The following is a 25,382-nucleotide window of genomic DNA, read 5'->3' as shown; positions in this document are numbered from 1 at the left end:
GTCCACGCCTACCGTTGTCGGTCTAATCCATGGTGCATTTCCGGACCTGGCCCTTGGGTCAGCAGTTTCGTCAGCTAGCCGCTTATTTGTCACAACCGATTAATTTTGGCAGTCGAGCCGTGCTGGTTTCTAGTCTGCTGGCGCTGACGCTGGTGTCTATGGGTAAGCGGCTGCAGCTGTTTGAAACCTTTGAGATGTTGAGCTTTGACCTGCTCACCCGCCTTCAAATCCAGGAGTCGCCAGACCCCCGCCTGCTGCTGGTAGAAGTCACTGAGGCCGATCTCGAAGCCTACGGTTGGCCCCTGTCTGACCAGGTAATAGCCGACATCATTGCAGAGGTGCAGCGCCACGAACCGACGGTGGTGGGCTTAGACCTGTACCGCAACACGCCGCAGGATATGCCCGGTCGGGCCGCTTTGGCCCAGGCCTTTGAGGCTTCTAACGTAATTGGCATTTTCAACGTGGGCAAGCAGGGGAAGGGCATTGAGGTACCAGCCCCCCCCACCTGGCCCGCTGATCAGCTGGGCTTCAACGATTTGGTCATTGACCCCGACGGGGTACTGCGTCGCAACCTCCTGTACGTATCGGCTGCAGAGGACCCGTTTTTCTCGTTTCCGCTGCGGGTGGTGCTGGCCTACCACCGCGATCTGCCGTTTCAAGTCGATCGGCAAAACGACCTGTTGCGCATTGGGGATGCCAAATTTCCGGCTTTGATGCCCGGTGATGGCGGCTACGCCAGGGTCGACAACCGGGGCTACCAGGTGCTGCTGAAGTACCGTACTTCCTACCAAACGGCCCCCAGCCTGACAATTACCCAGGTGTTGGCGGGGGCGGTGCCCCCCGACTGGGTGCGGGGCAACATTGTGCTGGTTGGCTCGACGGCCTCTAGTTTGAAGGACGAGTTTTTTACTCCCTTTAGTCAGGATCAGTCGTCGCAGTTTGTGATGGCGGGGGTAGAGATGCACGCCCAGAGCATTAGCCAGCTGCTCGATGCGATCGCGGGCGAACCCGCCCTCTACCAATTTTTGCCGCAGTGGGGCGAGTTCCTCTGGCTGCTGGGCTGGACCCTGGTGGCTGGTGTGGCTGGGTGGGCTGTGCGCCGTCCGGCGAGCCTGCTGGTGCTCAGCGGCAGTATTGTCTTGGGCATTTGGGGCCTTAGCGGTCTGGCCCTGGCCCAGCTGGTGTGGGTACCCACCGTCGAACCCATCGCCGCCTTTTTGCTGGCCCTGGGGCTGGTGCTTACCCAAAAGGCGCTGTACCGCAGCAGCTACGACCAGCTCACGATGCTGCCAGGGCGCGACATGTTTCTGCTGCAGGTGCAGCGGGCGCTGCAGCACCACCCCGGCACGGCGGTCACGGTGGTGTTTTTAGATATCGATCGCTTTAAGCTGATCAACCAGTCCTTTGGCCACCTAATGGGCGATCGCGTGCTGAAAACGATTGGCCAGCGGCTGCGGCAGTTTCTGCCCACCTCGGCCCAGCTGGCAAGGGTAGGCGGCGACGAGTTTGCCTTTTTGCTGCCGGTGCACGACCAAACCACCGTAGACCAGTGGCTCGGCCGCCTGCAAACCGAGCTGTCGGCTCCCTTTTCGGTGGCGCGGCGGCGGCTCTCGGTGACTAGCTCCATGGGGGTAGCCATGGCCCACCGCGACCACCCGCCCACAGCCCAAGACCTGTTGCGCGATGCCCATACCGCCATGTACCGGGCCAAGGCGCTGCACGAGTATCGCCACGAGGTGTTTGCCAGCACCATGCACGAAGAGGCGGTGCGTCGTCTAGAGCTAGAGAGCCATCTGCTCAGCGCCTTTGAAAACAACGAGTTTTTGCTGCACTACCAGCCCATCGTTTGTCTTCAGAGCGGCCGCATTGCCGGGTTTGAGGCGCTGGTGCGGTGGTATCGGCCCGAGGAGGGCTTTGTGTCGCCGGGGCAGTTTATTCAAGTCACCGAAGAAACAGGGTTGATTGTGCACCTGGGTCAGTGGATTTTTCGGGCCGCCTGTACCCAGCTCAAGGCCTGGCAGCAGCAGTTTCCTGACCAGCCGCTGACGATGAGCATTAACCTTTCGCGGCGACAGTTTCACCAGGCCGATTTGGTCATTCAGTTTGGCGATACTCTGCAAGAGCTGGCGCTGGTTGGCAATCGAGTGCAGCTTGAGATTACCGAAAGCATGATTATGCGCGATGTCGATGGGGCTGTAGACCTGATGCACCGGCTTAAGCAGCTGGGGTTGAAGCTGGCGATCGACGACTTTGGCACCGGCTACTCATCGCTGAGCTATCTGCATCGCTTCCCGACAGACACCCTCAAAATTGATCAATCTTTTGTGGGCCGTATGGACCAGAGCGACGACGATCGCGAAATTGTGCACACCATAATCACTCTGGGGCAAAAGCTGAATATGGACCTGGTAGCCGAAGGCATTGAGACCGAAACCCAGCTGGCTCGACTGCGAGCAATGGGCTGTCGGCGGGGACAGGGTTATCTGTTTTCTCAACCCCTGGGGCGCGATGGGGCAACAGCCCTGCTGGCCAACCCCTGGCCCTGGGCCCAGGCCAGCATCCCCAATGGGGCCTCAACTCCTTGAAAACAGGCGCTATTTGGTCAACGTTACATAACACTATGTTTTGTGCAGAAGTAATAGGATGGGAGGGTAGCTTTTTGTGCTTCAGGGCACAGTTAAGAGAGACTTAGTTTAGAGGTTGACGACCAAAGCTACCCTCGTTCTGAGCGCCAATACAGTTCATAGCCGACGGGCTGGGTTGTCGAGATTTAGACCCAGCTAAGACCCTGGGGGTACGACCTAGCGGCCGTGTTCCAGGGGCAGCTGTGCCGTAGACGCGATCGAACTGGCCGCCGACCTCAGTTGACCAACAGGAGGTCAAACCATGCCCATTAGTAGTATTAACCCCGCCACCGGAGCAGTTTTCAAGACCTTTGAACCTTTGAGCGACGCCGACGTTGAGCACAAGCTCGCCCTGGCGGCCAAAGCGTTTACCACCTACCGTCAGACATCGTTTGAGCAGCGGGCTACCTGGCTGCGTCAGGCGGCCCAGGTGCTTGACGACAACAAAGCCGCCTACGCCAAAATCATGACCCTGGAGATGGGCAAGCCGCTGGCCGGGGCGGTAGCCGAAGTCGAAAAAAGCGCCCTGGTCTGCCGCTACTACGCCGACCACGGAGCCGAGTTTTTGGCCGACGAGCCTGCCACTACCGACGCCAGCCGCAGTTTTGTGCGCTACCAGCCCATGGGGCCAGTGCTGGCGGTGATGCCCTGGAACTTCCCGTTTTGGCAGGTGTTTCGCTTTGCGGCCCCGGCCCTGATGGCGGGCAATGTGGGTCTGCTCAAGCACGCCTCCAACGTGCCCCAGTGCGCCCTGGCGATCGAGGAAATTTTTCAAAAGGCGGGGCTGCCGGAGGGGGCGTTTCAGACGCTGCTGATTGGGGGCGATCGCATTGCCAAGCTGGTCACCGACGATCGCATCAAAGCCGCCACCCTAACCGGTAGCGAACCTGCCGGGGCCAGCCTGGCCGCCGCCTGCGGTCAGCAGATCAAAAAGACGGTGCTGGAGCTGGGCGGCAGCGATCCGTTTATTGTCATGCCCAGTGCCGATTTGGATGCGGCGATCGCCACCGCCGCCACCGCCCGCATGCTCAATAACGGTCAGTCGTGTATTGCCGCCAAGCGGTTCATTGTCCATGAGGCGATCGCTGATCAGTTTGAGCAGGGGCTGACCGAAAAATTTGCCGCCCTGGTGGTGGGCGACCCTCTAAATGACGGGGTTACCGTCGGCCCCATGTCTACCCCCGACATTGCCGCCGAGCTAGAGCAGCAGGTCAACGCCTGCCTGGCCGCGGGGGGCACCGCCCTCATCGGTGGCGATGTTGCGGCGCTGAAGGCGAAGCTGCCCGCCGATTTGCAGAACGGCAACTGGTTTCCGCCCACCATTCTCGCCGCCCTGCCGCCCGGCACCCCCGCCGACCAGGAGGAGTTCTTTGGCCCGGTGGCGCTGGTGTTTCGCGTTGCCAGTTTAGACGAGGCGATCGCGCGGGCCAACGACATTCCCTTTGGGCTGGGAGCCAGCGCCTGGAGCCAAGACCCCGCTGAGCAAGAGCGCCTGATGGCCGAACTGGAGGCTGGGGCAGTCTTTATTAATGGTTTGGTAAAGTCTGACCCCCGCCTGCCCTTTGGCGGTATTAAGCGCTCAGGATATGGAAGAGAGCTGGGCCGCCAGGGTATTCACGAGTTCGTCAACATCAAAACCGTGTGGGTTAAGTAGGCCCTCCATCCCCCACGTTCTAACGCATTAAGCACCGTTGCATCGGTTGCCATTCACCCCCGTTTTCGCGACCAATTACCCCTCCTTAACACGCTATGAACACCGCCGAATTGCTTGTCCAGTGCCTTGAGAACGAAGGCGTCGAGTACATCTTTGGTCTGCCGGGGGAAGAAAACCTGCAGCTGCTCCAGGCGCTCAAGCGATCGTCCATTCAGTTCATTACCACCCGTCACGAGCAGGGAGCGGCCTTTATGGCCGATGTCTACGGGCGGCTGACCGGCAAGGCGGGGGTTTGCCTTTCTACTTTGGGGCCGGGGGCGACTAACCTGATGACCGGCGTGGCCGATGCGACGCTAGATCGCGCCCCCCTGGTAGCGATCACCGGACAGGTAGGCACCGATCGCATGCACATCGAGTCGCACCAGTACCTCGATTTGGTGGCCATGTTTGCCCCGGTTACCAAGTGGAATGCCCAGATTGTGCGGCCCAGCATTACCCCCGAGATTGTGCGTAAGGCCTTTAAGCTGGCCCAGGCCGAAAAACCCGGCGCAGTGCACATCGATCTGCCCGAAAATATTGCCGAGATGGAGGTGGTCGGGGCCGCCCTGCGCAAAGACAGCCAGGAAAAGACCTACGCTTCACTTCAGAGCATTCAGCAGGCGGCTGTCGCTATTTCCCAGGCCAGCAACCCGATGATTTTGGTGGGTAACGGCGCTATTCGGGCCAGCGCCAGTGAAGCCCTGACTGAGTTTGCCACCCAGCTCAACATTCCGGTGGCCAACACTTTCATGGGCAAGGGAGTGATTCCCTATACCCATCCGCTGGCGCTGTGGTCGATTGGGTTGCAGCAGCGCGACTACATTACCTGCGCCATGGAACAGGCGGATTTGATCATTGCCGTGGGTTACGACCTGATCGAGTATTCGCCCAAAAAATGGAATCCCGAGGGCAACCTGCCGATTTTGCACATCAACCTCACCCACGCCGAAATCGACAGCAGCTACATTCCTAAAGTAGAGGTAATTGGCGATATTTCTGATTCGCTGGAGGAAATTCTTAAGCGGGTGAAGCGCCAGGGCCACCCTGACCCCATTAGCCTCAAGGTGCGCGACGAAATTCGCGCCGATTATGAACAATACGCCGACGACTACGGCTTCCCGATTAAGCCCCAAAAGCTGATCTACGACCTGCGCCAGGTGCTCAGCGCCGAAGATATTGTAATTTCTGACGTGGGTGCCCACAAAATGTGGATGGCCCGCAACTACCACTGCCTGCGCCCCAACACCTGCCTGATTTCAAACGGCTTTGCGGCCATGGGCATTGCGCTGCCGGGGGCGCTGGCGGCCAAGCTGGTGCACCCCAACCGCAAGGTGGTGGCGGTGACCGGCGACGGCGGCTTTATGATGAACTGCCAGGAACTCGAAACCGCTCTGCGGGTGGGCACGCCTTTTGTCACCGTTATCTTTAACGACGGTGGCTATGGGCTGATCGAGTGGAAGCAGATGAACTACTATGGCGAGTCAACCTACATTCACTTTACCAACCCTGACTTTGTCAAATTGGCGGAGGCTATGGGCCTGAAGGGCTACCGAATTGAGTCAGCCGAAGACTTTATTCCTACTCTAAAAACAGCACTCGAAGACAACGTGCCCGCCGTTATTGATTGCCCAGTTGACTACCGCGAAAATCTCCTATTCAGTCAGAAAGCGGGCGATCTAAGCTGCTTAATCTAGAGCTGCCATCAATAGCCACCGATGGTCTAAGACCCAGGAGCTACAGCCCTTGACCTATTTTTGGGCCGGGTGCGGCAATGCTGATAGCATCAGACCTTTAGCCGAAATTGCTGACATGCCTAGGTCAATTTGAGGTCGCAAAACCCGCTCTAAAACTTCCCGGTTGTGGCTTTGGCTGCGTTGAAAAACTAAGGGTCTACCGATGGTGCGAGGTTTTTATGGTGCAGCATCTAGCGAAGTCACCCCTAGCCTGGAGTATTGGCGGGGTGGGAGCGATCGCCGCCGCCGCGATCGGCCTATCGTATCTGGGCCAGAGCAATGGACAGAGTAACCCTTCCGAACCCGAGCTGACTCTCAACAATTTTGCGGTGTCGCCCTGGCAGCAGGGCACTGACCTGGGCTGGCAGGCGGCGGTAGCGGCTCAAACGGCTCAAACCCAGGCCGACTGGCAACGGGTGAGCGACCTGTGGGGGCAGGCGATCGCCGCTCTGGAGAGCGTGCCCACCGATGACGCCAACTATGCCCAGGCCCAGGCTAAGGTCGAGGAGTACCGGGGTAATGGGGCGATCGCCCGCGATCGGCAGGCCAAGGCCAGCCCTGCCCCCAACTCTCCTGCCGCTAGCGATCTGCAAAAAGCCCTGGTCAATGCCCAGCTGGCCTTTACTTTTACCCCTGGCACCGCTAACCGCACGCTCGGCCGCTCGGTTGATGGCCTGGCTACTGTAGAACTGGCGAGCGATCGGGCCACCCTAGTGCTGCCGCGCAGCGATGGAGCTTCACTCACCATGGCCCAAGTGGTCTACGCCAACCAGTTTGTCGCCCTGGCCGCCCCTGGGGCCGCCGCTCAGCCCTGGCTGCTAGACGCCCTGCGCGCTGCGCAGCGTAATCAGTCTCCACCAATCCCCGCTGGGGCACCTGTTGCCATTAGCGCTGAGCCAGAGACGCTCTCTATTACGGTGGTCACCGCTCCCTAGGCGGCCGCGATTCTTTAGGCTGTTTTGGTGTAACTGGGCAAACCGTTCCCCCGAGCGAATAAAATTGATGCGTAGGGAACAGATTTGTTCCAGATTCCTCCACATCCAGTCAGGTAATTTATGAGAGCGTATCGGGCCGCCGCTATACAGATGACCAGTGTGCCAGATTTGGCCAAAAACTTGGCCCAGGCCGAAGAGCTAATCGACCTGGCCGCGCGCCAGGGGGCAGAACTGGTCAGCCTACCCGAAAATTTTTCGTTTTTGGGCGATGAAGCCGCCAAGATTGCCGAGGCTGACGCCATTAGCCGAGCCAGCGAAGCCTTTCTCAAAACTATGGCCCAGCGCTACCAGGTGACGCTGATTGGCGGTGGCTACCCGGTACCTGCTAAGGAAGGCAAAGTCTTTAACACCGCGCTGTTGGTTTCTCCCGAGGGCCAGGAGCTGCTGCGCTACGAAAAAGTGCACCTGTTCGACGTCAACCTGCCCGACGGCAACACCTACCGCGAGTCGAACACCGTGATTTCGGGCCATCTGCTGCCCGACGTGTTTCCCTCTAAACCCTTTGGCATTTTGGGGCTGTCGGTGTGCTACGACGTGCGCTTTCCGGAGCTGTACCGCCACCTGTCACAGCAGGGGGCTGAGGTGCTGGTGGTGCCCGCCGCCTTTACCGAATTCACCGGCAAAGACCACTGGCAGGTGCTGCTCAAGGCGCGCGCGATCGAAAACACCTGCTACGTAATTGCCCCCGCCCAAACCGGCTTTCACAACGCCCGCCGCCAGTCTCACGGACACGCTATGATCATTGACCCCTGGGGCATAGTGATGGCCGATGCTGGGGTAGATACAGGCGTTGCGATCGCTGAAATCAACCCCGATCGCATCTCCCAGGTGCGACGCCAAATGCCGTCTTTAGCCCACCGAGTTTTTCCCTAACGCCAGTTTCTTTAGGCAGAACCACGGCTAGAACGATCCCCACGAACTCTTTGCAGGGAGAAATCTCATGTACATTGTATGGGATGAGTTGTAGCGGTCTGCATGGCGAATTGGATGAGTGCCCTCATCGGCAGCGACCTGATTAGTTCTTCCACCCCCTTTTTCCCTTCCCTGGCTGGCCCTGGTCCCTGGTTGGCCGAAGTAGCCGAATCGGAAGCGGAACTAGAACCCCTAGTGCTGGCCAGCGTGCTGCTGAGTTTAATTGTGGTGTACCTGGCCGCCAAGATTGGCGGTGAGCTATGCGCTCGCATCAACCTGCCTGCGGTCTTGGGAGAGCTAGTGGGGGGCGTCATTGTTGGCGTCTCGGCTCTGCACCTGATTGTGTTTCCCGAGGGCGGCGTCGAAGTGCCGTCGCTGCTCATGAAACTGGTGGGCATGACCGCTGGCCAATCGCCAGAGGGGTTGCTGCGGGTATTTCAGGGCGAAAGCGAGGTGATTTCTATCCTGGCTGAGCTAGGAGTCATCATTCTACTTTTTGAAATTGGTCTAGAGTCTGACCTCAAAGAACTGATTCGGGTTGGCCCTCAGGCCGCCATGGTTGCCGTCGTTGGGGTTGTTGCCCCCTTCGCTGCCGGTACAGCTGGGCTAATTGCACTGTTTGGCATCGACACCATTCCGGCAGTATTTGCCGGGGCGGCTCTCACCGCCACCAGCATTGGTATTACCGCCAAGGTGCTGGCCGAAATGCAGCAGCTCAGCTCCAAAGAAGGACAAATCATCATTGGGGCCGCCGTACTCGATGACGTGCTCGGCATCATTGTGCTGGCCGTCGTAGCCAGTTTGGCTAAAACCGGCGAAATCGAAATTCTTAACGTGGTCTATCTGATTGCTGGAGCGGCCACATTTTTGGTTGGGTCGATTTTGATTGGCCGACTGCTTAGCCCCTACTTTGTCATGGTGGTCAACCAGATGCGGACCCGGGGTCAGGTCATCATTAGCTCGCTAATTTTTGCCTTTGTGCTGGCCTATATTGCCGCCGCCATTCAGCTAGAGGCCATTTTGGGTGCCTTTGCAGCTGGTCTCATTCTGGCCGAAACCTCTAAGCACAAGGAGCTAGAGGAGCAAATCAGCCCCATTGCTGACATGCTGGTGCCGATTTTCTTTATCACTGTGGGGGCGCGCACCGATTTAAGCGTGCTCAACCCCCTAGAGCCCGCTAATCGGGCCGGGTTGATCATTGCCTCATTTCTGGTGGTTGTTGCCATCATCGGTAAGGTGATCGCAGGCTTTGTCATCTTTGGCCAACCGGGCATCAACCGTCTGGCGGTGGGAGTTGGCATGATTCCTCGGGGGGAGGTGGGCCTGGTGTTTGCTGGTGTCGGGGCCGCCAGCGGCGTGCTTACAGAATCGCTGGATGCAGCCATTATTGTGATGGTAATCTTCACCACGTTCTTGGCTCCGCCCCTGCTGCGAGTTGTGTTTAAAGAAGACGACGGCGAGGTTTCTCCGGCTGAACCCGCCCCCGAATTGGAAACCGCCGACGAAGTAGGGTCTTAGCAATCGGTTTCTGCAGATGATGAAGCGGCCTGCTAAGGTTGCTATACTGAGTATGCTTTTGCTGGTGTAGCTCAGTTGGTAGAGCAGCTGATTTGTAATCAGCCGGTCGCAAGTTCGAGTCTTGTCACCAGCTTTTCTTGCAAACCCCCTGGAACCAAGCGGTTTTGGGGAGCTCGCCTGATCGGTTACTTTCTTAAAGTGAAACTCGTGTAGCAACTTGGTGCTGCAGGCAGTTTGATCGAGCCCTTTTTTTGATGGCGTTGCCGACGAGCGCTCCAACGTTGGTTGGATAGTATTGCGCTGGGGCTAAGCGGTAGGCATGACCAAAGTCTCGGGCATCCGGGCGCGCTGTGACTGGGGTAGCCACTCCAGCGGCCACCCCAGCCACCTCTATCGTTCTATAGACAGACGCGCAGTAGCCCTCAAAGGTGCCATTCTAGGGCTATTAGAGGTAGGGCAAAACCATGCCTGATGTTTACACCCTCGGCGTTGAGGAAGAGTATCAGCTTGTCGATCCTGACACCCGTGAGTTGTGTGGTCGGGCTGGTAAGGTCTTAGCTACTGCCAATACTCAGCAGCATCCTGACCGGGTGCAGGCAGAGCTGCACCGTTGTCAGATCGAAATTGCCACCGATGTCTGTCATTCGCTGGAGGAATTGCGGCAGGAGCTGGTGCGATCGCGTCAGACGGTCATTACCGCTGCCCAGGAGCAGCGAGTAGCGGTTGTCGCTGCCGGTACTCATCCCTTTTCGGCCTGGCAAGACCAAACTTTAACCGACAAGGCGCGCTATCACCAGCTGGCCGAAACATTGCAGCAGACGAGCCGCGACCTGATTATTTTTGGCTGTCACGTTCATGTGGGGCTTAACGGCAGCGAATTTCGAGACCAGCCCGACCTGGCTATTGATGTTGTCAATCGCTGTCGGCTGTGGCTCGCCCCTCTGCTGGCCCTCACCGCCAATTCTCCGTTTTGGGAAGGCCGCGACACCGGTTACGACAGCTTTCGCACCGAACTGTGGTCTCGTTTACCGACGGCTGGCCCGCCGCCTTACTTTGCTAACCACAGCGAGTACTCTACATTTGTGGAGGGCCTGATTCGGGCTGGCGTTATGCCCGACATTACTAAGCTGTACTGGGATATTCGCCTGTCAAAGGCCTTTCCGACGCTAGAGTTTCGCATTGCTGATGTGTGTCTAAGCATTGACGAAGCCATCATGATGGCCGGACTGGTGCGGGGCATTGTGCGGACTAGCACCGAGGCGGCACGGGCCGGAGAACCCTGTCCCCCGATCAAATCTGAGCTGTTAAAAGCTGCCCACTGGACGGCTGCCCGCTATGGTCTAACCGGTGATTTGATCGAAGTGAAAGCCTCGGCGGCTGTCCCCGCCAGCACCTACATCAACCAAATGCTGGACACTTTAAAACCAGCCCTACAGGCCAACCACGACTGGGAGGTTGTCTACTCGGCAGTCCAGAGAATTTTGACCTTTGGAAATGCCGCCAGCCGTCAACGCCAATGGCTGAAAGAAACAGGGGATTTGCGACAGGTCGTGGATCGCCTGATCGAGCAAACCGCTATGACTGAGTTGCCCACCCGCGCCGTCGATGCCGAGGCTCCACCTGTGGAAGTTTGACGCTGCACGGCGAAGTTTCTCCCGCAGCTAAACGCTGGGGTCGCGATCGCCGACAACAGTGAGCCCCGAAGGTAACCCAGGTTCTCAACAGCCCGCTGCCCTTAAAGCCCACTCAAAAACGCCCGGTAGCCCTTGGGCCGAAGCCTGAGAAGCGTGGTTGTTGGATGAACTCTTAGTCGGGTTTGCGAAATCTTCCCCAAAGCTCAATCATCAGCAGTGCGCTACCGCTGGCAAAAGCGCCGCCGACCATACCATCGGCCACCCGAGCCCTGGATGTTTCCATGAGGCAGTACCTCGGCATTGCTCCCGGTTGGGCACAGGCCTGGTCTTCAACTCGCGCTGCGCTGCCGCCTAAAAGAATGCCTGCCCCGATCGCCAGGGTGGCTCTCCACAACATGCTGTTTCTTTCGCGTTGAATAAACATTTCGGTAGTTGACAAAAGGTTGGTTTAGGATACCCAACCACATCAACTTTCATAACGCGCAGCTAACCGTCAGCCCTTACAAACTTAGCAGGCCCCTACAGATTTTAGAAACCCTGGCTCCTGCTAACGCCGCCACCGCAGCCAGGTGGCCGCTAATTTTTTGACTAAAGGCGTAAATTTGCTGAGGCTGTACTCATCAGCCGTTTTGCGGATGACTTCTGCTTGGGTGGGGTAGGGATGAATAACCTGGGCGATCGCTCCCAGTCCCAATCCTTTCTCCATGGCCAGGGTAATTTCGCTGATCATCTCCCCCGCGTGGCGAGCTACCACCGTCGCCCCCAAAATTTGGTCTCGGTTAGCGGCCAGATGAATTTTGGCGAAGCCATCGGTTTCCCCATCGGTCACCGCCCGGTCGACCTCCGCCAGAAGTAGCGTGAAGGTGCGTACATCCTGCTGCTCGGCCACTTCGCTGGCAGACATGCCCACGTGGGCTACTTCCGGGTCGGTGTAGGTGCACCAGGGCATCGTTAAGCTGCTCAGCTTGCGGCGGCCAAGGCCAAGGGGGGCAAACAGCGCATTTTGAATCAGAATGCGGGCGGCAGCATCGGCGGCGTGGGTAAATTTCCAGCTCATGCAGCAGTCGCCAACGGCATAGATGCGGGGGTTGGTGGTTTGCAGGTAGTCGTTGATGCAGATGCCCTGCTTGGGGTCTGCCTCGACCCCAACCCGCTCCAGACCCAGGCCCTTGACGTTGGGCTGCCGGCCTACGCCTACCAAAATTTCGCCTACAACGGCGGTGTGAGCTGTATCTCCCTGCTGGTAGTGAATAACTTTTTCATGGCCTCGCCGCTCCACCCGCTGGATCTGGGCCTGCAGCTTTAGGTCAATGCCGTCTTCCCTAAAGAGGCGCTGCATCAGCTCTGAGACATCTGGGTCAGACTTCTGTAAGATGCGATCGCCCCGCTGCAGCAGCGTCACCTGTGACCCCAGCCGCTGAAAGGTCTGGGCCAGTTCGCAGCCGATGTAGCCGCCACCAATGATGGCAAGCCGAGGCGGGCACTCGGTTAACTCAAAGACTGTTTCGTTGGTCAGGTAGCCTGCCTCTTCTAGCCCCTCAATGGGAAGCTGCACGGGGCTAGAGCCGGTTGCGATCGCCGCTTTCTGAAAGCGCAATGGCTGATCTTCCACCATTACCGTGTCTGCGCCAGAAAATGTGGCTTTGCCAAAAAAGATATCGACACCATACTCATCTTGAATACGACGAGCCGAGTCGTTTTGGCTAATTTCTGCCCGCACTCGCCGCAGCCGCTCCATGACCTGGGCAAAGTCTACCTTGACTCCATCGGGAACCTGTACGCCAAAGCGATGGGCCTGGCGCACATCCTGCACGGCCCGCGCCGAGCGAATCATTGCCTTAGAGGGGACACAGCCTACGTTGGTACAGTCGCCGCCCATCAGATGCTGTTCAATTAAAGCGACTTTGGCCCCCAGCATGGCGGCTCCGGCGGCCGTGACTAGCCCTGCCGTACCAGCCCCAATTACGACCAGGTTGTAGCGTTCGGTAGCAACCGGATTTTGCCAATCGGAAGGGTGAAGGTTGGACACCAGCGTCTGGTTGTAGGTGTCCATGGGGGAAACGGTAACTGAATTGGGGGCTGTCTGGGTCACACGAATGCTTTAGCCTGCGCAGTGAATTGACGAGAAGTAGCTAAAGATTCTCAGAACCAGAGACACCTGTCTTCTATCCAGAGGCGGTTGCTAAGAACCTTTTTTCCGCGTTGCCGCCTGTGTCTGCCGACATTGATAATTGAGATAGAGGATATTTCTTAAGCATGATTTGCGTGTTTATAGACAACAAAAACAGTGAGTCGAAGGGTAAATCTTGCTTGAAATTTAGCTGCCAGCGCGTTACTAAATCGCGTTACTAATAAGTAGAGCAATGCGCTGACCTGCTGCCGAATGCGTTGAAGTAGGGTTCTCCTGCATTGGGTAGAAGCTTATTTGCCAATTACCGTCTACTGTTGATGGGTTAGGTAAGCGGTGAGTTCCTGTTCCTCAAGATTTACGGTTTGGTTGGTTGTAGCGGCTATAGGACAGATTGAGCACCGCATGATTGTTGTCCATCACCTGAACAATTCGCGATCGCAGCGCATTCTCTGGCTACTAGAAGAACTGGGCCTGGAGTACGACATCAAGTACTACGAGCGTGACCCCCAGACGCTGCTAGCCCCCGCATCGCTGCGGCAGGTTCATCCCCTAGGCAAGTCCCCCGTTATCACCGATGGCGGGCTGACCTTGGCCGAGTCGGGAGCCATTGTTGAGTACCTGGTCGAACGGTATGGCAATGGCCGCCTGGCCCCACCCGCTGGTACCCCAGAGCGGCTGCGCTACACCTACTGGCTGCACTATGCCGAGGGCTCTGCCATGCCCCCCCTGTTGCTAAAGCTGGTCTTCGATCGCATTGAGCAGCAGCCGATGCCGTTTTTCGTCAAACCGATTGCCAATTTAATTACGAGCCGCACCAAATCGTCGTTCATTGTGCCGCAAATTACGCAGCACCTCAGCTATCTGGAGGCAGAGCTGGCCCAAAGCCCCTGGTTTGCTGGCGACAACTTTACCGCCGCCGACATTCAAATGAGCTTTCCTATTGAAGCAGCGGTGGCCCGAGGCGGGTTAGATGCCAGCTATCCAAAGCTGCTTGACTTTTGCGATCGCATTCACGCCCGCCCAGCTTACAAGCGTGCCCTAGAGCGGGGCGGCCCGTACCAGTTTGCCCGCTAGAACAGCAGCATAGACGCAAATAACTAGCCCGATTGCTGATGGTTGTGCCTGTTTTGAAAGGGTACTGAATTCAGTGTTAACTATCGTTTCACTGATGGGGATCGCTGAGAAGAGAGGGTTATATTGAATGTGGAGCTGATGAGGCTCCCTTGGCAGATAAAACAGCCAATTGTCCACACACAAAAAGGAGTGAAAGCGCTGTTAATTTTACATCTGTCTCGTTTAAACAGCAGCACCCAAGATACTGTTCAATCCTTCCTGAAGTAGGCAAAAGGGAGTTTTAGGGTTTGGCAATTTAGGCTCATTTGAGAGTAAATTGAGTTCCCGATCTCCGTATAGGCTCGACGTGATGTAGGAAGTTCTTTGAATGAAAACTTGGGTGTTGTTGTGCTAAGCTGCTGCGTTTAAAGAGGGTGCACTGTTGCGCTTAGCTGTGGGTCCGAATATTGTGCTGAAATACCGCATCTGAGCACTGCGTTTGAATGTGCTTAAGCGTTGACCTGTCTCTTGACACCAGCCCATTTTGTACGCCCAACTCTTTCGGTTTGCCTCTGTTGTTGGGGTCGGGGGTTTGCTAGAGTCGGTGGGGTAATGTTCCGCTAGTGTCTCTATGGCCCTTTCCCCCGAGGCCGGGCTCGCCCCCGGTGACCTCTGGAGCAAAATTCAGCAGCAGACCCACCACGCCCTCGATCGCGGTGCGCTGCAGCCCATCGATACCCGCCACGAGTTTGTCGAACAGGGGGGAATGCACTTTTTGGTCAGAATTTTGGCCAACCTGACCCGCAAAGAAAAAGCTGACCTGGTGCAGCAAAAGCAGCAGCAGGCCGGTAAGCCTGTCAATCCATTTTTGCCCTACGACCCCGATTTGTTTGTGGCCAACCTGTCGGCTACTCACCTGTGCCTGCTCAATAAGTACAACGTGGTTGATCACCACATTTTGATTGTCACTCGCGCCTTTGAGGACCAAGACACCTGGCTAACCCTGGCCGACTTTGAAGCCCTGGCGATCTGTATGGCCGAAATTGATGGGCTTGCCTTTTTCAATGGCGGTCGCCTGGCGGGGGCCAGCCAGCGCCACAAGCACCTGCAGCTGGTGCCGCCGCCGCTCTGCCCCGATCGCAGCCCCCTGCCTTTGGCCACCGTCATTGCGGCCCTGGGCAATATCGCCGATGTCGATGGCCCGGTGCGATCGCCCATGCTGCCCTTTCACCACGCCATTTTGCCCCTAATCGATCTGCCCCTGACAGAGCCTGGTGCCAGCGGCAAAATGCTGCTCGCCGCCTACCAGTCGCTGCTGACCCACCTTGGCTGCGACTGGCAGCAGCCGCCCGAAACCTTTCCCTACAACCTGCTGGTCACCCGCCGCTGGATGGTCGCCGTGGCTCGCCAGCAGGATCGCTACCAGTCGATTCCGGTAAATTCTTTGGGGTTTGCCGGGTCGCTGCTGGTAAAGAATCTGGAGCAGCTGGAGCTACTGAAAACCCTGGGGCCAATGACGGTGCTTGAGCATGTGGCCCGAGCGAAAGGGGGGTGAGGATTTAGCTCATTTGGGGAAGAACTCGGTACACTTGGGGGTAGAACAGGTTTACTCAACTTTTAGTCCTGAGGGCTAGCCGTGCCGTCGATTATTGGAATTTTGGCGTTAATCATTATTGGTTACACCGTAGGTTCGGTACGCATTATCAACCAGGGCACGGAAGCTCTAGTTGAGCGGCTGGGGCGGTACCACCGCAAGCTCAAGCCAGGGCTAAATTTTATTGTGCCGGTGCTTGACTACATCGTGCTGCGCGACAGCGTGCGCGAACAAATTCTCGATGTCGATAAGCAGGCGGCAATTACCAAAGACAACGTCTTTCTAGACGTCGATGCGGTGGTGTACTGGCGCATTCTGGAGCTGGAGCTGACCTATTACGCGATTGAAAACGTCGAGCAGGGCATTGAAGAATTGGTGATTACCACCCTGCGATCGGAAATCGGCAAGATGGAGTTTGAGAAAACCTTCTCATCGCGCGATGAGCTCAACCGGGCGCTGCTATCTCAGCTTGATGAAGCGACTGAGCCCTGGGGCGTGAAGGTAACTCGCGTGGAGGTGCAAGAGATTACTCCACCCGACGAGGTGCGGCGATCGATGCAGCTGCAGCAGGCGGCAGAGCTGAAAAGCCGGGCTACGGTGCTCGAGGCCCAGGGAGAGCAGGAGGCCGCTATCAAACGGGCCGAGGCCACGGTGCAGTCGATTCAAATGCTGTCTGGAGCCTTGGCCAATCGCGGCGATACCAGCGAGATCCTTAACTATCTGCTGGCCCAGCGCTATGTCGAAGCCAACGAAAAGCTGGGGGTAAGCGAAAACTCTAAAGTGCTCTTCATGGATCCTAAGATGCTGACAGAGGGGTTAGTTGAGCTGATGGGAACCGACACCACCACCCCGAACCCCAGGGCCGACTCCGACGATTTCCCCAGCCGCCGCCGCCAGAGCAATTAGAACCCGATGATCGCACTCGATCATCGCTACCATTGAATACTGTGCATTCACTGCGGTTATGGCTGTCATCTCCCAATCCAATCAATTCCCCACGCCCGTCCTTGCTGAGGAGAGAGGGCTGTCAGAGCCCCCGCTGCTGGGCAAATCGCTAGAGGAGCTGACCGAGTGGGTGCAGGCCCAGGGGCAGCCGGGCTATCGCGGCAAGCAGCTCTACCAGTGGCTCTATCAGCAGGGGGCGCGATCGCTGCAAGACATTACCGTCTTCCCCAAAGCCTGGCGGCAGGCAATGGAAGCCGTTGACCTGGGCCGATCGGCCCTGCACCACCGGGTGGTGGCCAGCGACGGCACGGTGAAATACTTGCTCAAGCTGGCCGATGGCCAAATTATTGAAACCGTTGGCATTCCTTCGGCCAAGCGGCTGACGGTGTGTGTGTCGTCTCAGGTGGGCTGTCCCATGGCCTGCGACTTCTGCGCCACGGGCAAGGGCGGGTTTATGCGCAACTTGGCCACCCACGAAATTGTGGACCAGGTGCTGACGGTGCAGGAGGACTTTGGCCAGCGGGTTAGCCACATTGTGTTTATGGGCATGGGCGAGCCGCTGCTGAATGTGACTAACGTGGTAGCCGCCATTCGCTGCCTCAACCGCGACGTGGGCATCGGCCAGCGAGCCATGACCCTGTCTACGGTAGGGGTGCCGGGACGCATTCGCGCCCTGGCCGCAGAGCAGCTCCAGGTCACCCTGGCGGTCAGTCTGCACGCCTCTAACCAGCCCCAGCGGCTGCAGCTGATTCCTAGCGCCGGGGCGTATCCCCTGGCGGTGCTGCTCGACGAGTGCCGCGAGTACGTGCAGATCACCGGGCGGCGGGTGACCTTTGAGTATATTTTGCTGGCCGGGCTCAACGACCAACCCGCCAACGCCGCCGAGCTGGCCCAGCACCTGCGCGGTTTCCAGAGCCACGTCAACCTGATTCCCTATAACCCCATCAGTGAGGCCGACTACCAGCGCCCCAGTGAGGCCAGTATTCGCAATTTCGTGAACGAGCTAGAGTCGCGCCGCATTGCCGTGACGGTACGCTACTCCCGTGGGCTAGACGAAAATGCGGCCTGTGGGCAGCTGCGCGCCTCTCAACCCTAATGGTCTATCGATGGGGAGATCTCGCTGAGAATGGTGGGTTTGCCGCCTTCTGATGCCCTGAGATTTTGCTACGTTATGAGGACTAAGGTTTTGCTGCCCATCGCTCAGGGTGGCTAAGCCGTCCTTCTTCTCTGTAGGTTTGCATGGCCTTAGCTCCTGTACCCCCGCTGACGTCTCTAAGCGCTAACCCGTTGGACATGTCTAACTGGCTGCTGGCTCTGTCACAGGTAAAAATGTCGGTCCACGGGCGCGATCGCCTGCCGCCCCATCAGCCCCTGGTGGTGGTTAGCAACCACCGCAGCATTATGGATGCGCCGCTGCTGATGAGCGCTGTGGGTCGCCCGGTGCGTTTTGCCTGCCACCACTACATGAGCCAGGTGCCTGGTTTGCGCAACCTGATCAACGCGCTGGGCTGCCTACCCCTCGATGCCCCTGACAAGGGCCAAACCGCCTTCTTTCGCCGCGCTATGAATGCCTTGAGCGATGGCGAGGCGGTGGGCATCTTTCCAGAGGGGGCGGCCCCCATGGTCAACAAGACTACCCCCGACAATTTGAATAGCTTTCACCGCGGGTTTGCCCACCTGGCCCTGCGGGCGCGAGTCGATGAGTTGGCGATTGTGCCGGTTGCGATCGCGGCCCACCGAGAAACCACCAACTCGGTTGTGCCCCTGCGCTGGCTGAGTCTCTTTGACTCCTCTGAGCCACTGTTTCAGCAGCCGGGGTGGCACCCGGCGGTGTTTTACCAGGAGGTAAACCTGCTAATTGGGCGTCCGGTACGGGTCGATGCACGCCTGCGATCGCGCTACCGCGCTAAAGGCTCCCATGATATGGCCACCGAGTTGACCCAGTGCTGCGAGAATGAAATTGCGGAGCTGTTAAAACAGGGGTGCTACTGATAGCTTGGGGCCGCCGTTTTGGGATCTGCCGCATGGAGCTAAGGCCGCTTTGCTAATCTCAGGGCTAACCCATCGTCTGCATTAATCATCTATGGCTGAACCTGTTCCCCTCAAGCTCTACGCCCCTACCGGTAAACACCCCAACCGACCTATGTTTGTCTACCTGCCCGGTATGGATGGCAGCGGCGAACTCTTTGCGCTGCAAAGCGCTGGTCTCAAATCTCACTTTGATATTCGCTGCCTGGTCATACCGGGCGATGACCTGTCGTCGTGGGAGCGTTTGGCCCACCAGGCTGTGCAGTTAATTCGTCAGGAGGCGGGCATGGCTCCGGTTTACCTCTGTGGCGAGTCGTTTGGGGCCTGTCTGGCGCTACGCATTGTGGCGCTGGCCCCAGCCCTGGCTAGCCACCTGATTTTGATTAACTCGGCCTCGTCGTTCCACCGCTTTCCGTGGCTGCACTGGGTGGCCAACCTCACTCCCTGGGTAGCCCCGCCGCTCTACCAGAGTTCTAACCTGTTTAGCCTGCCGGTGCTGGCCAACCTCAGCCGCATTGGCGAGGTCAATCGGCAGGCGCTAATGCGAGCTATGACGGCGGTGACCCAGAGCAGTGCCGCCTGGCGGATGGCGCTGCTGTCGCAGTTTCGCCTAGAGCCACTGCAGCTGCAGCGGGTGACCGCACCCACGCTGCTGGTGGCCTCCCTGGGCGATCGCCTGCTGCCCTCCCTAGAAGAAGCCCAGCGCCTGGCCGAGCTGCTGCCCAACCCCCGCATTTACCCCCTGCCTCACAGCGGCCACGCCAGCTTGCTCGAGGACGGCGTCAACCTGGGGGCCATTATGGGAGCGGTAGGGTTTTTGCCCAACCAAATCCGCGACAGCGAAAAATTGCCCTCAGGCAATCAACCCGCTCCCCTTGCCACCTGACTCCCCTGGAGAGTTTTCAGCTTCAAATCGCGATCGCTTTCGTCGGCATCGCCCCCATCAACGAAACCTATTCCGAAGCACCCACCTACCCGCCTACCCGCTTACCAGCTCCACCACCGTCACCTCTGGCGGGCACCCCAACCGCCCTGGCGCGTAGGTGCCCAACCCCCGATTAATGTACAGATGGTTTGCCCCCACCCTGTGCAGTCCCGACACCCATTCCCAGTGGTGCACAATCTTTAAGCGTTTGCGCTTGCGGTGGGGGCGGTCAAAGGGTAGCTTTGACAGCACCGCCAGCCGCAGCGCCTGACTGACAGCTGCGGCTGGCCCAACGCCGGGCAGCACAATTTGGCCGCCGTGGGTGTGCCCCGAGAGCTGCAAGTCGATCCGCCAGCGGGCTAAAACCTCGGCGCTGTCGGGGTTGTGGGAGAGCACGAGGCGGGGCTGAGACGCAGGCAGGGTCTTGAGCACCCGATGGGCGGTACGAAACTCGCGCGACCAAAAATCGGCTAGCCCCACCACCGGCAGGTCGTCGCCCAGGGGGTAGGCAATATCGTTCCACAGGGTGCAAATACCGGCCTGCTGGAGCGATCGCAGAATAGTGTACCGCCCGCCCAGAGTGCGGTTGTCGTGGTTGCCCAGCACGGCCACGGTGCCGTAGCGGCTCTTAAGCTGGCTGAGGTAGGTCACCAGGGTAAAAATAGGGGCCGGGTCATGGGTGACGTAGTCGCCGGTAAGGGCAACCAAGTCGGGCTTCAGGTCGTTGACGCGATCGATTGCCTGCTGCAACAGCCCAACTGAGAGGCGTTCGCCATCGAAGTGAAAGTCAGACAGCTGCACAATGCGACACCCCTCAAGTCGCCCAGGCAGGTCACAAATCGGAACAGTTACCGTTTCAACGGTGAGGGGGCCAGTGAACAGCGGGCGCATAGGGGTTGAAAACGCATCATTCGCACGCTAGCCCGTTTAACCTTGAGCTGCCACTGGTTGGAGCAATTCTTCAGCCGCGATGATCAAAAAATTCTGTACGATGAAAAATTAACCTCAGGTCACGCCCTGAGCGCGAATCGATTCGGCTAGAACAGGCCTACGCAGTCAGGGCCGTGTAGCTATCCCAGGCTTTGAAGAAGAAGTATCCGGCCAGCAGTGCCAGCAGTGCCCGAAACATAATGGTCACCGCCTGGTCGGGCAGCCGAGGCAGGTAGCGGGTGCTAACCTGTACGCCAATCGCCCCCGCTGCCCCCAAGATTAGCCCCGTCGTCAGCAGTACGTTGCCCGCCAGGGCATGCCACAGACAAGCCCACAGCCCGGTAATCACGATCGCCCCCAGGCTGGTCTGCACCGCGACCTTAATCGGCTCGTGCAGCAGCAAAATTTGTAATGGCACCATCACCACGCCGCCGCCCACCCCAAATAGCCCCGCCAGAAACCCGGCCAGCCCGCCAATGCTCAGCCGAGCGATCGTGGGCGACACGGGCAGTGGTGTGGAATTTGTAACGGGTAGGCCAGCAGATTCGCTGCGCTGGGCCTGGCGCACCACCTGTTTTTTGATGCCAATCAGATAAATATTGAACAGCAGAAACAGGCCAAATATCCCTAACAGCGCGTAGTTGGGCAGGGCGGTGGCCAGCTCTTTGCCCAGATAGGCGGTAACCAGGGCGGGCAGGCCCAGCATGGCCACATGGTTGAGCTTAAGAAAGCCCATGCGCCAGTTTTGCACGCTGCCCACCAGGGCGATCAGGGCGATCGCAAGCGTGCTCGTCCCTACCGCCTGCACCCCCGACATTCCCAAAGCGACCATCACAGGCACCATCACCGTGCCGCCGCCAATGCCCAAAAACCCCGCCAGCACCCCGGCCAGCAGCCCCACCAGCGCTAAAATCAGTCCACTTCCCACAGCAATCCCTCTAGCGGTTTAGCAGCGTCTGTCAGTCAGGCGATCGATTCATCTTACCCGTTGGCGAGGCCGCAGATGTTAGCCATTGGGAGCAACAAAACATTGGTGCTTAGAACCTGCTTGATTAACAAAACTCTCGAAACCTTGATTCTGCCATAGGTTAGGTTAGCGATAGCGAAACCCCAACGAAACCATTGCTCAATATTAGAAGAGGTATAAGGATGGGACATTCCGTTGAGAAGCAAGCCATACCTGTTGAATTCTTTGAACAGATTCACACTGATGAAAAGCTGCACATATTGATTGATCAACTATGGGGTTGCGGAGGTGGAATGTTTTTTTGGTTCACACGACCTTCTACGACTAGCTTTGGAAGCTTGTCAAGCCCAATAGAAGAATTCAGACAGGATTACAAAGCAATGGCAGGAATATTGGACAACCCCTTTAAGTCTGAGGCGGAATTAGAGGCATACTGTAACCTTTTGGAACAGCGGTTGGAGCAATTAAAAGCAGATGATCCACTTCTTGTGCAGCGAAAGGTCTATTTTGACAGACGAACAGATGAGCAAATTTATTCATTTCTGTTGGAAGAGCTAAAGATAAAGTTTCCAACGTTGGATACTGAATTTGCTCATACAGCAATTTGGGGAGGTGAGCGTATTAAACTAACGTCAGACTTGCGTTATCTTCTGCCAGAGCAAGTTAACACGATTGCTAATGTGCTAAATCAAGTTGAATCAGATGAGTTAATTCGCCACTTTAATTCCCTTGAATATGACCCGAATTACTGGCTTGAAGAATGCCGTAAAACTATTCAAGACTTCAAAACCTGTTTTGCAGAAACATCTAAACGGCAACAAGTAATTCTTACTAAAGTAATTTAAGTTGCATTAGTGCATTGAGGCTAGAGGGGCCGAGTAGAAATAAAAGCCTTATAACAAGAGCTATGCAACGGACAAGCGACAATTAGTGGTATGGATACAGAGGTGTAAGTCACCGCTGATTGCGATCGTTACACCTTCGGTTGCGCCTCAGAATTTAGTTTAAGCTTGGGCGGCGGCTAGGGGAGCAACGGCAGCCTCTGGCCCCAGCAGCGAAATGTATGGGGTGTGGAAAAATTCTTGGGCCACAGCTTCGGCATCCAGTACTGTGACGGCGGCCACCATGTCCTGAAACTGCTGGTCGTACTCGACCCCCAGGCCCAAAATCTCGTACCAGCCCAGCAGTTGAGCGATCTGGGCGTTGGTCTGTTTGCCCAGGGCGTACTGGCCCAGCAGCTTGTTTTTGGCCGACTGTAGCTCTTCGTCGGAGAGCACGGTGGTTTGCAAGCGCTCGACCTCGAACCGCAGGCCCTCTAGGGCAGTGGCGGCGTTTTCGGGGGCGGTGCCAATGTAGGCCACAAACTGCGACAGCCCCAGGCGAGTGGGGTAAAAAGCCGACACGTCATAGGCTAGGCCGCGTTTTTCGCGCAGCTCCACAAACAGGCGGCTGGAGAGGCCATTGCCCAGGTAAGTGTTAATCAGCTTGAGGGCGGGGTAGGCAGGGTGCTTGACCGAGGCCGCCGGGTAGCCGACCATAACGATCGCCTGGTTGGTGTCCTGCGTGACTACCGAGCAGGTGGGCGCTGAGGTCACCGGAGGCAGGGTGAGGGCCGGGAGGGGTGTGGCTGGAGCCATCCAGTCGCCCAGGGTCTTCTCCACCTGGGCAAGGGCGGCTTCGGGGGCAATGCGGCCCACAATGGTGACGACCACGTTGTCGGGGCGCATGTGCTGGCGGTGGAAGTCAACTAGGTCCTGCTGGGTGATGGCAGAAACCGTGGCCTCGGTGCCAATGCCGGGCAGAGCGTAGGGGTGCTCGCCGTACATATCGCGGCGCAGCTGGTTGAAGGCTACGGTGAAGGGCTGCTCCTGCATGGAGCGTATTTGCTGCAGGGTGAGGCGGCGCTCCAGGTCAATTTCGTCAGGGGGAAAGCTGGGCTGGCGTAGCACGGTGGCGGCCAGGGCAAAAATTTCGGCGAAGTCGGCGGAGACGGTTTTGAGGCTGATGACGCTGTAGTCGGCGGCGGCATCGGTACCCAGGCTGGCTCCGACCGACTCAACGGTTTCGGCGATCGCCATCGAGGAGAGGGTATCGCTACCTTTGGTCAGTAGCCCCATTAAAAAGCTCACTAACCCGGCCTGGTGGGGAGCTTCAAAGGTGCTGCCGGCTCGAATAAACAGTCGGGCGGAGACAATGTCGGCAACCGGGTTTTCTAAAACCAGGACCGTTAAGCCATTGGCGAGAACGGTGCGGTGCAGGCGAGGCGCTTGGAGAAGGGAGGCTGTCACAGGCAAGAAATAAGCTGTTTGGAGAACAAAATTGAGCGGCAGGCCAGTCTAACTATAGACCGCCCAGGCTGTAGTCTGCCCAGGCGATCGCGCCAGGCAAACTAGGCGGGGTGCAGAATGGTGGAGACATAGCGCAGGGGTGTGAGGTACTGGTCAGCCAGCGATCGCAGGCGGTCGCCGGTATAGCTTTGCAGGATGGGCACGTAGGAAAGACAGCGATCGGCGGCGGCAATGGTGCCGTAGTAGCCGTATAGCCCCGCCAGCTGCCCTGGGGCCTCGGTCGAAAAAGCGTAGTCGTTGCACAGCAGGCGTTGGGCTCGGGTTAGCTCGGCCTCGCTGATTGGCTTGGCCGCCAGTTCGCTGAGGCGATCGCACACAATTGCCTCCACCCGATCAACATCGTCGCCCTCCAGCCAGGCCTGGATGGTAAACAGGCTGCACTCCCGCTGGAGCGAGAACCCGGCCCCAACATCCTGCACGAGCTGACGGTCTTCTCGCAGCTCGCGCACCAGCCGCGACGATCGCCCCTCGGCCAAAATCGCCGCCAGCAAATCCAGCCCGTAGGCGGTTTCGAGCTGGCCAATGCCGGGGGCCAGCCAGGCCATGGTCAGCCGCGACTGCTCTAGGCGCGGCAGGTGGAGCACCTCGCGCCGCACGCCGGGCAGCGAGGGCACCCGCGAACTCGCCGCCGGGGGGCAGGGGGGCGGTGGGGCAAAGCCGCGAAAGGCGTGTTTGACCAGCTCCACCGTTGGCTCTAGCGGAATGCCGCCGGTAATGACTACCGTCATTTGGTCGGGCTGGTAGTGGGCCTGGTGAAAGCAGCGCATCTCTTCGGGCGATCGCTGCTGCAAAATTTCTGCCGTGCCCAGCACCGGGCGACCGTAGGGGTGGTCTTGGTAAATCAGCTCCGACATTGCCTGGTAGCCTAACCAGTCGGGGTCATCCTGCGCCTGGCGAATTTCTTCGAGCACCACCTGGCGCTCGCGGCCAAACTCATCGGCGGGAATAGCGGCGTGCAGCAGCAGATCGGCCAGGTAGGGCAGCGTCTGGGGCAGCATGTCGGCCGCGATAGCGATATAAAAATGGGCGTAGTCGTGGCTGGTAGCCGCGTTGGTCATGCCCCCCTGGGTCTCGATCGCGTAGTCGAATACCCCCGGCGGCAGCTGGTCGGTGCCCTTAAAAATCATGTGCTCTAGAAAGTGGGCCATACCCGCCCACTCTGCCGGTTCGGCGATCGCCCCAGCCCTCACCCACACGTCGGCAACCACAACAGGGGTGGCCGCAATCTCCTGGTGGATCAGGGTCAGCCCATTCTCCAAACGAATTACACTGGCGGGAAAATCAACCGAATTCAACGGCGCAGGCCCTACAAAAAATACTCAGCAATCCCTCAGCCAAGCTGGTCACCATCG

The 25,382-nt window shown here is 58.0% G+C and carries 20 protein-coding genes and 1 tRNA gene; 15 read left to right on the top strand and 6 right to left on the bottom strand.

Going from position 1 to position 25,382, the window contains the following annotated elements; all coding sequences use genetic code 11:
- Positions 1–29 precede the first annotated feature (29 nt).
- The 8 genes from IQ265_RS08625 to IQ265_RS08590 all read left to right on the top strand — a co-directional run bounded on the left by IQ265_RS08625 (position 30) and on the right by IQ265_RS08590 (position 11,109).
- Positions 30–2,585, top strand: a complete 2,556-nt coding sequence (locus IQ265_RS08625) for an EAL domain-containing protein (protein ID WP_194052428.1) — start codon at positions 30–32, stop codon at positions 2,583–2,585.
- A 301-nt stretch (positions 2,586–2,886) separates the two neighbouring features.
- Positions 2,887–4,278 carry an NAD-dependent succinate-semialdehyde dehydrogenase gene (locus IQ265_RS08620; RefSeq protein ID WP_194052426.1) on the top strand — a complete coding sequence of 464 codons (1,392 nt, stop codon included), beginning with the start codon at positions 2,887–2,889 and terminating at the stop codon, positions 4,276–4,278.
- A gap of 95 nt (positions 4,279–4,373) precedes the next feature.
- Positions 4,374–6,011 (top strand): acetolactate synthase large subunit, encoded by a 1,638-nt coding sequence (locus IQ265_RS08615; protein WP_194052424.1) that lies wholly within the window; start codon positions 4,374–4,376, stop codon positions 6,009–6,011.
- Positions 6,012–6,229: 218 nt separating this feature from the next.
- On the top strand, positions 6,230–6,985 hold the full coding sequence (locus tag IQ265_RS08610) for a hypothetical protein (protein WP_194052422.1): 756 nt from the start codon (positions 6,230–6,232) through the stop codon (positions 6,983–6,985).
- A 120-nt stretch (positions 6,986–7,105) separates the two neighbouring features.
- Positions 7,106–7,918, top strand: coding sequence for a carbon-nitrogen hydrolase family protein (locus IQ265_RS08605; protein WP_194052420.1), 813 nt, complete (start codon positions 7,106–7,108; stop codon positions 7,916–7,918).
- Positions 7,919–8,032: 114 nt separating this feature from the next.
- Complete coding sequence (locus IQ265_RS08600; protein ID WP_228037713.1) at positions 8,033–9,475, top strand: cation:proton antiporter; 1,443 nt, start codon at positions 8,033–8,035, stop codon at positions 9,473–9,475.
- Between the two features lie 60 nt (positions 9,476–9,535).
- Positions 9,536–9,608 (top strand) — tRNA-Thr (locus IQ265_RS08595).
- Positions 9,609–9,939: 331 nt separating this feature from the next.
- Positions 9,940–11,109 (top strand): carboxylate-amine ligase, encoded by a 1,170-nt coding sequence (locus tag IQ265_RS08590; protein WP_194052418.1) that lies wholly within the window; start codon positions 9,940–9,942, stop codon positions 11,107–11,109.
- Positions 11,110–11,281: 172 nt separating this feature from the next.
- On the opposite strand, the gene IQ265_RS08585 is transcribed toward IQ265_RS08590, so the two are convergent.
- Together IQ265_RS08585 and IQ265_RS08580 are read right to left on the bottom strand one after the other, a co-directional pair.
- The gene (locus IQ265_RS08585; protein WP_194052416.1) at positions 11,282–11,506 is read right to left on the bottom strand and encodes a hypothetical protein; all 225 of its coding nucleotides are present in this window, start codon (positions 11,504–11,506) and stop codon (positions 11,282–11,284) included.
- A gap of 150 nt (positions 11,507–11,656) precedes the next feature.
- Positions 11,657–13,201, bottom strand: a complete 1,545-nt coding sequence (locus tag IQ265_RS08580; RefSeq protein WP_194052414.1) for a mercuric reductase — start codon at positions 13,199–13,201, stop codon at positions 11,657–11,659.
- A gap of 441 nt (positions 13,202–13,642) precedes the next feature.
- Here IQ265_RS08580 and IQ265_RS08575 point away from each other — a divergent pair, with 441 nt between their 5' ends.
- The 6 genes from IQ265_RS08575 (at position 13,643) to IQ265_RS08550 (ending at position 19,746) form a co-directional block, all read left to right on the top strand.
- Positions 13,643–14,314, top strand: coding sequence for a glutathione S-transferase (locus IQ265_RS08575; RefSeq protein ID WP_194052412.1), 672 nt, complete (start codon positions 13,643–13,645; stop codon positions 14,312–14,314).
- 610 nt (positions 14,315–14,924) lie between these two features.
- Positions 14,925–15,848: a phosphorylase gene (locus IQ265_RS08570; RefSeq protein WP_194052409.1), complete on the top strand. Its 924-nt coding sequence runs from the start codon at positions 14,925–14,927 to the stop codon at positions 15,846–15,848.
- A gap of 81 nt (positions 15,849–15,929) precedes the next feature.
- Positions 15,930–16,793: a stomatin-like protein gene (locus IQ265_RS08565; RefSeq protein ID WP_194052407.1), complete on the top strand. Its 864-nt coding sequence runs from the start codon at positions 15,930–15,932 to the stop codon at positions 16,791–16,793.
- Between the two features lie 58 nt (positions 16,794–16,851).
- Positions 16,852–17,928: a 23S rRNA (adenine(2503)-C(2))-methyltransferase RlmN gene (gene rlmN / locus IQ265_RS08560; RefSeq protein WP_228037711.1), complete on the top strand. Its 1,077-nt coding sequence runs from the start codon at positions 16,852–16,854 to the stop codon at positions 17,926–17,928.
- A 143-nt stretch (positions 17,929–18,071) separates the two neighbouring features.
- Entirely contained in the window at positions 18,072–18,824 is a 753-nt protein-coding gene (locus IQ265_RS08555) for a lysophospholipid acyltransferase family protein (RefSeq protein WP_228037710.1), read from the top strand.
- A 91-nt stretch (positions 18,825–18,915) separates the two neighbouring features.
- Positions 18,916–19,746, top strand: a complete 831-nt coding sequence (locus tag IQ265_RS08550) for an alpha/beta hydrolase (protein ID WP_194052405.1) — start codon at positions 18,916–18,918, stop codon at positions 19,744–19,746.
- A 93-nt stretch (positions 19,747–19,839) separates the two neighbouring features.
- Here IQ265_RS08550 and IQ265_RS08545 read toward each other — a convergent pair whose 3' ends face one another.
- Together IQ265_RS08545 and IQ265_RS08540 are read right to left on the bottom strand one after the other, a co-directional pair.
- A complete protein-coding gene (locus tag IQ265_RS08545) occupies positions 19,840–20,676 on the bottom strand; it encodes a metallophosphoesterase (protein ID WP_194052404.1) in 837 nt (278 codons plus the stop codon).
- 157 nt (positions 20,677–20,833) lie between these two features.
- Positions 20,834–21,643, bottom strand: a complete 810-nt coding sequence (locus tag IQ265_RS08540) for a sulfite exporter TauE/SafE family protein (protein ID WP_347404932.1) — start codon at positions 21,641–21,643, stop codon at positions 20,834–20,836.
- Positions 21,644–21,864: 221 nt separating this feature from the next.
- Here IQ265_RS08540 and IQ265_RS08535 point away from each other — a divergent pair, with 221 nt between their 5' ends.
- On the top strand, positions 21,865–22,527 hold the full coding sequence (locus IQ265_RS08535) for a hypothetical protein (RefSeq protein ID WP_194052402.1): 663 nt from the start codon (positions 21,865–21,867) through the stop codon (positions 22,525–22,527).
- A 159-nt stretch (positions 22,528–22,686) separates the two neighbouring features.
- On the opposite strand, the gene IQ265_RS08530 is transcribed toward IQ265_RS08535, so the two are convergent.
- Complete coding sequence (locus tag IQ265_RS08530; protein WP_228037709.1) at positions 22,687–23,976, bottom strand: pitrilysin family protein; 1,290 nt, start codon at positions 23,974–23,976, stop codon at positions 22,687–22,689.
- Between the two features lie 95 nt (positions 23,977–24,071).
- Positions 24,072–25,325 carry a pitrilysin family protein gene (locus IQ265_RS08525; RefSeq protein ID WP_194052400.1) on the bottom strand — a complete coding sequence of 418 codons (1,254 nt, stop codon included), beginning with the start codon at positions 25,323–25,325 and terminating at the stop codon, positions 24,072–24,074.
- Positions 25,326–25,382: the final 57 nt, after the last annotated feature.

It is taken from the genome of Nodosilinea sp. LEGE 06152 (genome assembly GCF_015207525.1).
Classification (GTDB): domain Bacteria; phylum Cyanobacteriota; class Cyanobacteriia; order Phormidesmidales; family Phormidesmidaceae; genus Nodosilinea.
The sequence above is the reverse complement of the archived record's forward strand: the minus strand, read 5'-3'. Positions and strand labels throughout refer to the sequence as shown.

Coding starts and splice junctions, on each gene's coding strand:
- rlmN (WP_228037711.1), top strand. CDS start 16,852: ATGGCTGTCATCTCCCAATCCAATCAATTCCCCACGCCCGTCCTTGCT.
- IQ265_RS08575 (WP_194052412.1), top strand. CDS start 13,643: ATGATTGTTGTCCATCACCTGAACAATTCGCGATCGCAGCGCATTCTC.
- IQ265_RS08625 (WP_194052428.1), top strand. CDS start 30: ATGGTGCATTTCCGGACCTGGCCCTTGGGTCAGCAGTTTCGTCAGCTA.
- IQ265_RS08535 (WP_194052402.1), top strand. CDS start 21,865: ATGGGACATTCCGTTGAGAAGCAAGCCATACCTGTTGAATTCTTTGAA.
- IQ265_RS08570 (WP_194052409.1), top strand. CDS start 14,925: ATGGCCCTTTCCCCCGAGGCCGGGCTCGCCCCCGGTGACCTCTGGAGC.
- IQ265_RS08600 (WP_228037713.1), top strand. CDS start 8,033: ATGAGTGCCCTCATCGGCAGCGACCTGATTAGTTCTTCCACCCCCTTT.
- IQ265_RS08605 (WP_194052420.1), top strand. CDS start 7,106: ATGAGAGCGTATCGGGCCGCCGCTATACAGATGACCAGTGTGCCAGAT.
- IQ265_RS08590 (WP_194052418.1), top strand. CDS start 9,940: ATGCCTGATGTTTACACCCTCGGCGTTGAGGAAGAGTATCAGCTTGTC.
- IQ265_RS08550 (WP_194052405.1), top strand. CDS start 18,916: ATGGCTGAACCTGTTCCCCTCAAGCTCTACGCCCCTACCGGTAAACAC.
- IQ265_RS08615 (WP_194052424.1), top strand. CDS start 4,374: ATGAACACCGCCGAATTGCTTGTCCAGTGCCTTGAGAACGAAGGCGTC.
- IQ265_RS08555 (WP_228037710.1), top strand. CDS start 18,072: ATGGCCTTAGCTCCTGTACCCCCGCTGACGTCTCTAAGCGCTAACCCG.
- IQ265_RS08585 (WP_194052416.1), bottom strand. CDS start 11,506: ATGTTGTGGAGAGCCACCCTGGCGATCGGGGCAGGCATTCTTTTAGGC.
- IQ265_RS08620 (WP_194052426.1), top strand. CDS start 2,887: ATGCCCATTAGTAGTATTAACCCCGCCACCGGAGCAGTTTTCAAGACC.
- IQ265_RS08545 (WP_194052404.1), bottom strand. CDS start 20,676: ATGCGCCCGCTGTTCACTGGCCCCCTCACCGTTGAAACGGTAACTGTT.
- IQ265_RS08610 (WP_194052422.1), top strand. CDS start 6,230: ATGGTGCAGCATCTAGCGAAGTCACCCCTAGCCTGGAGTATTGGCGGG.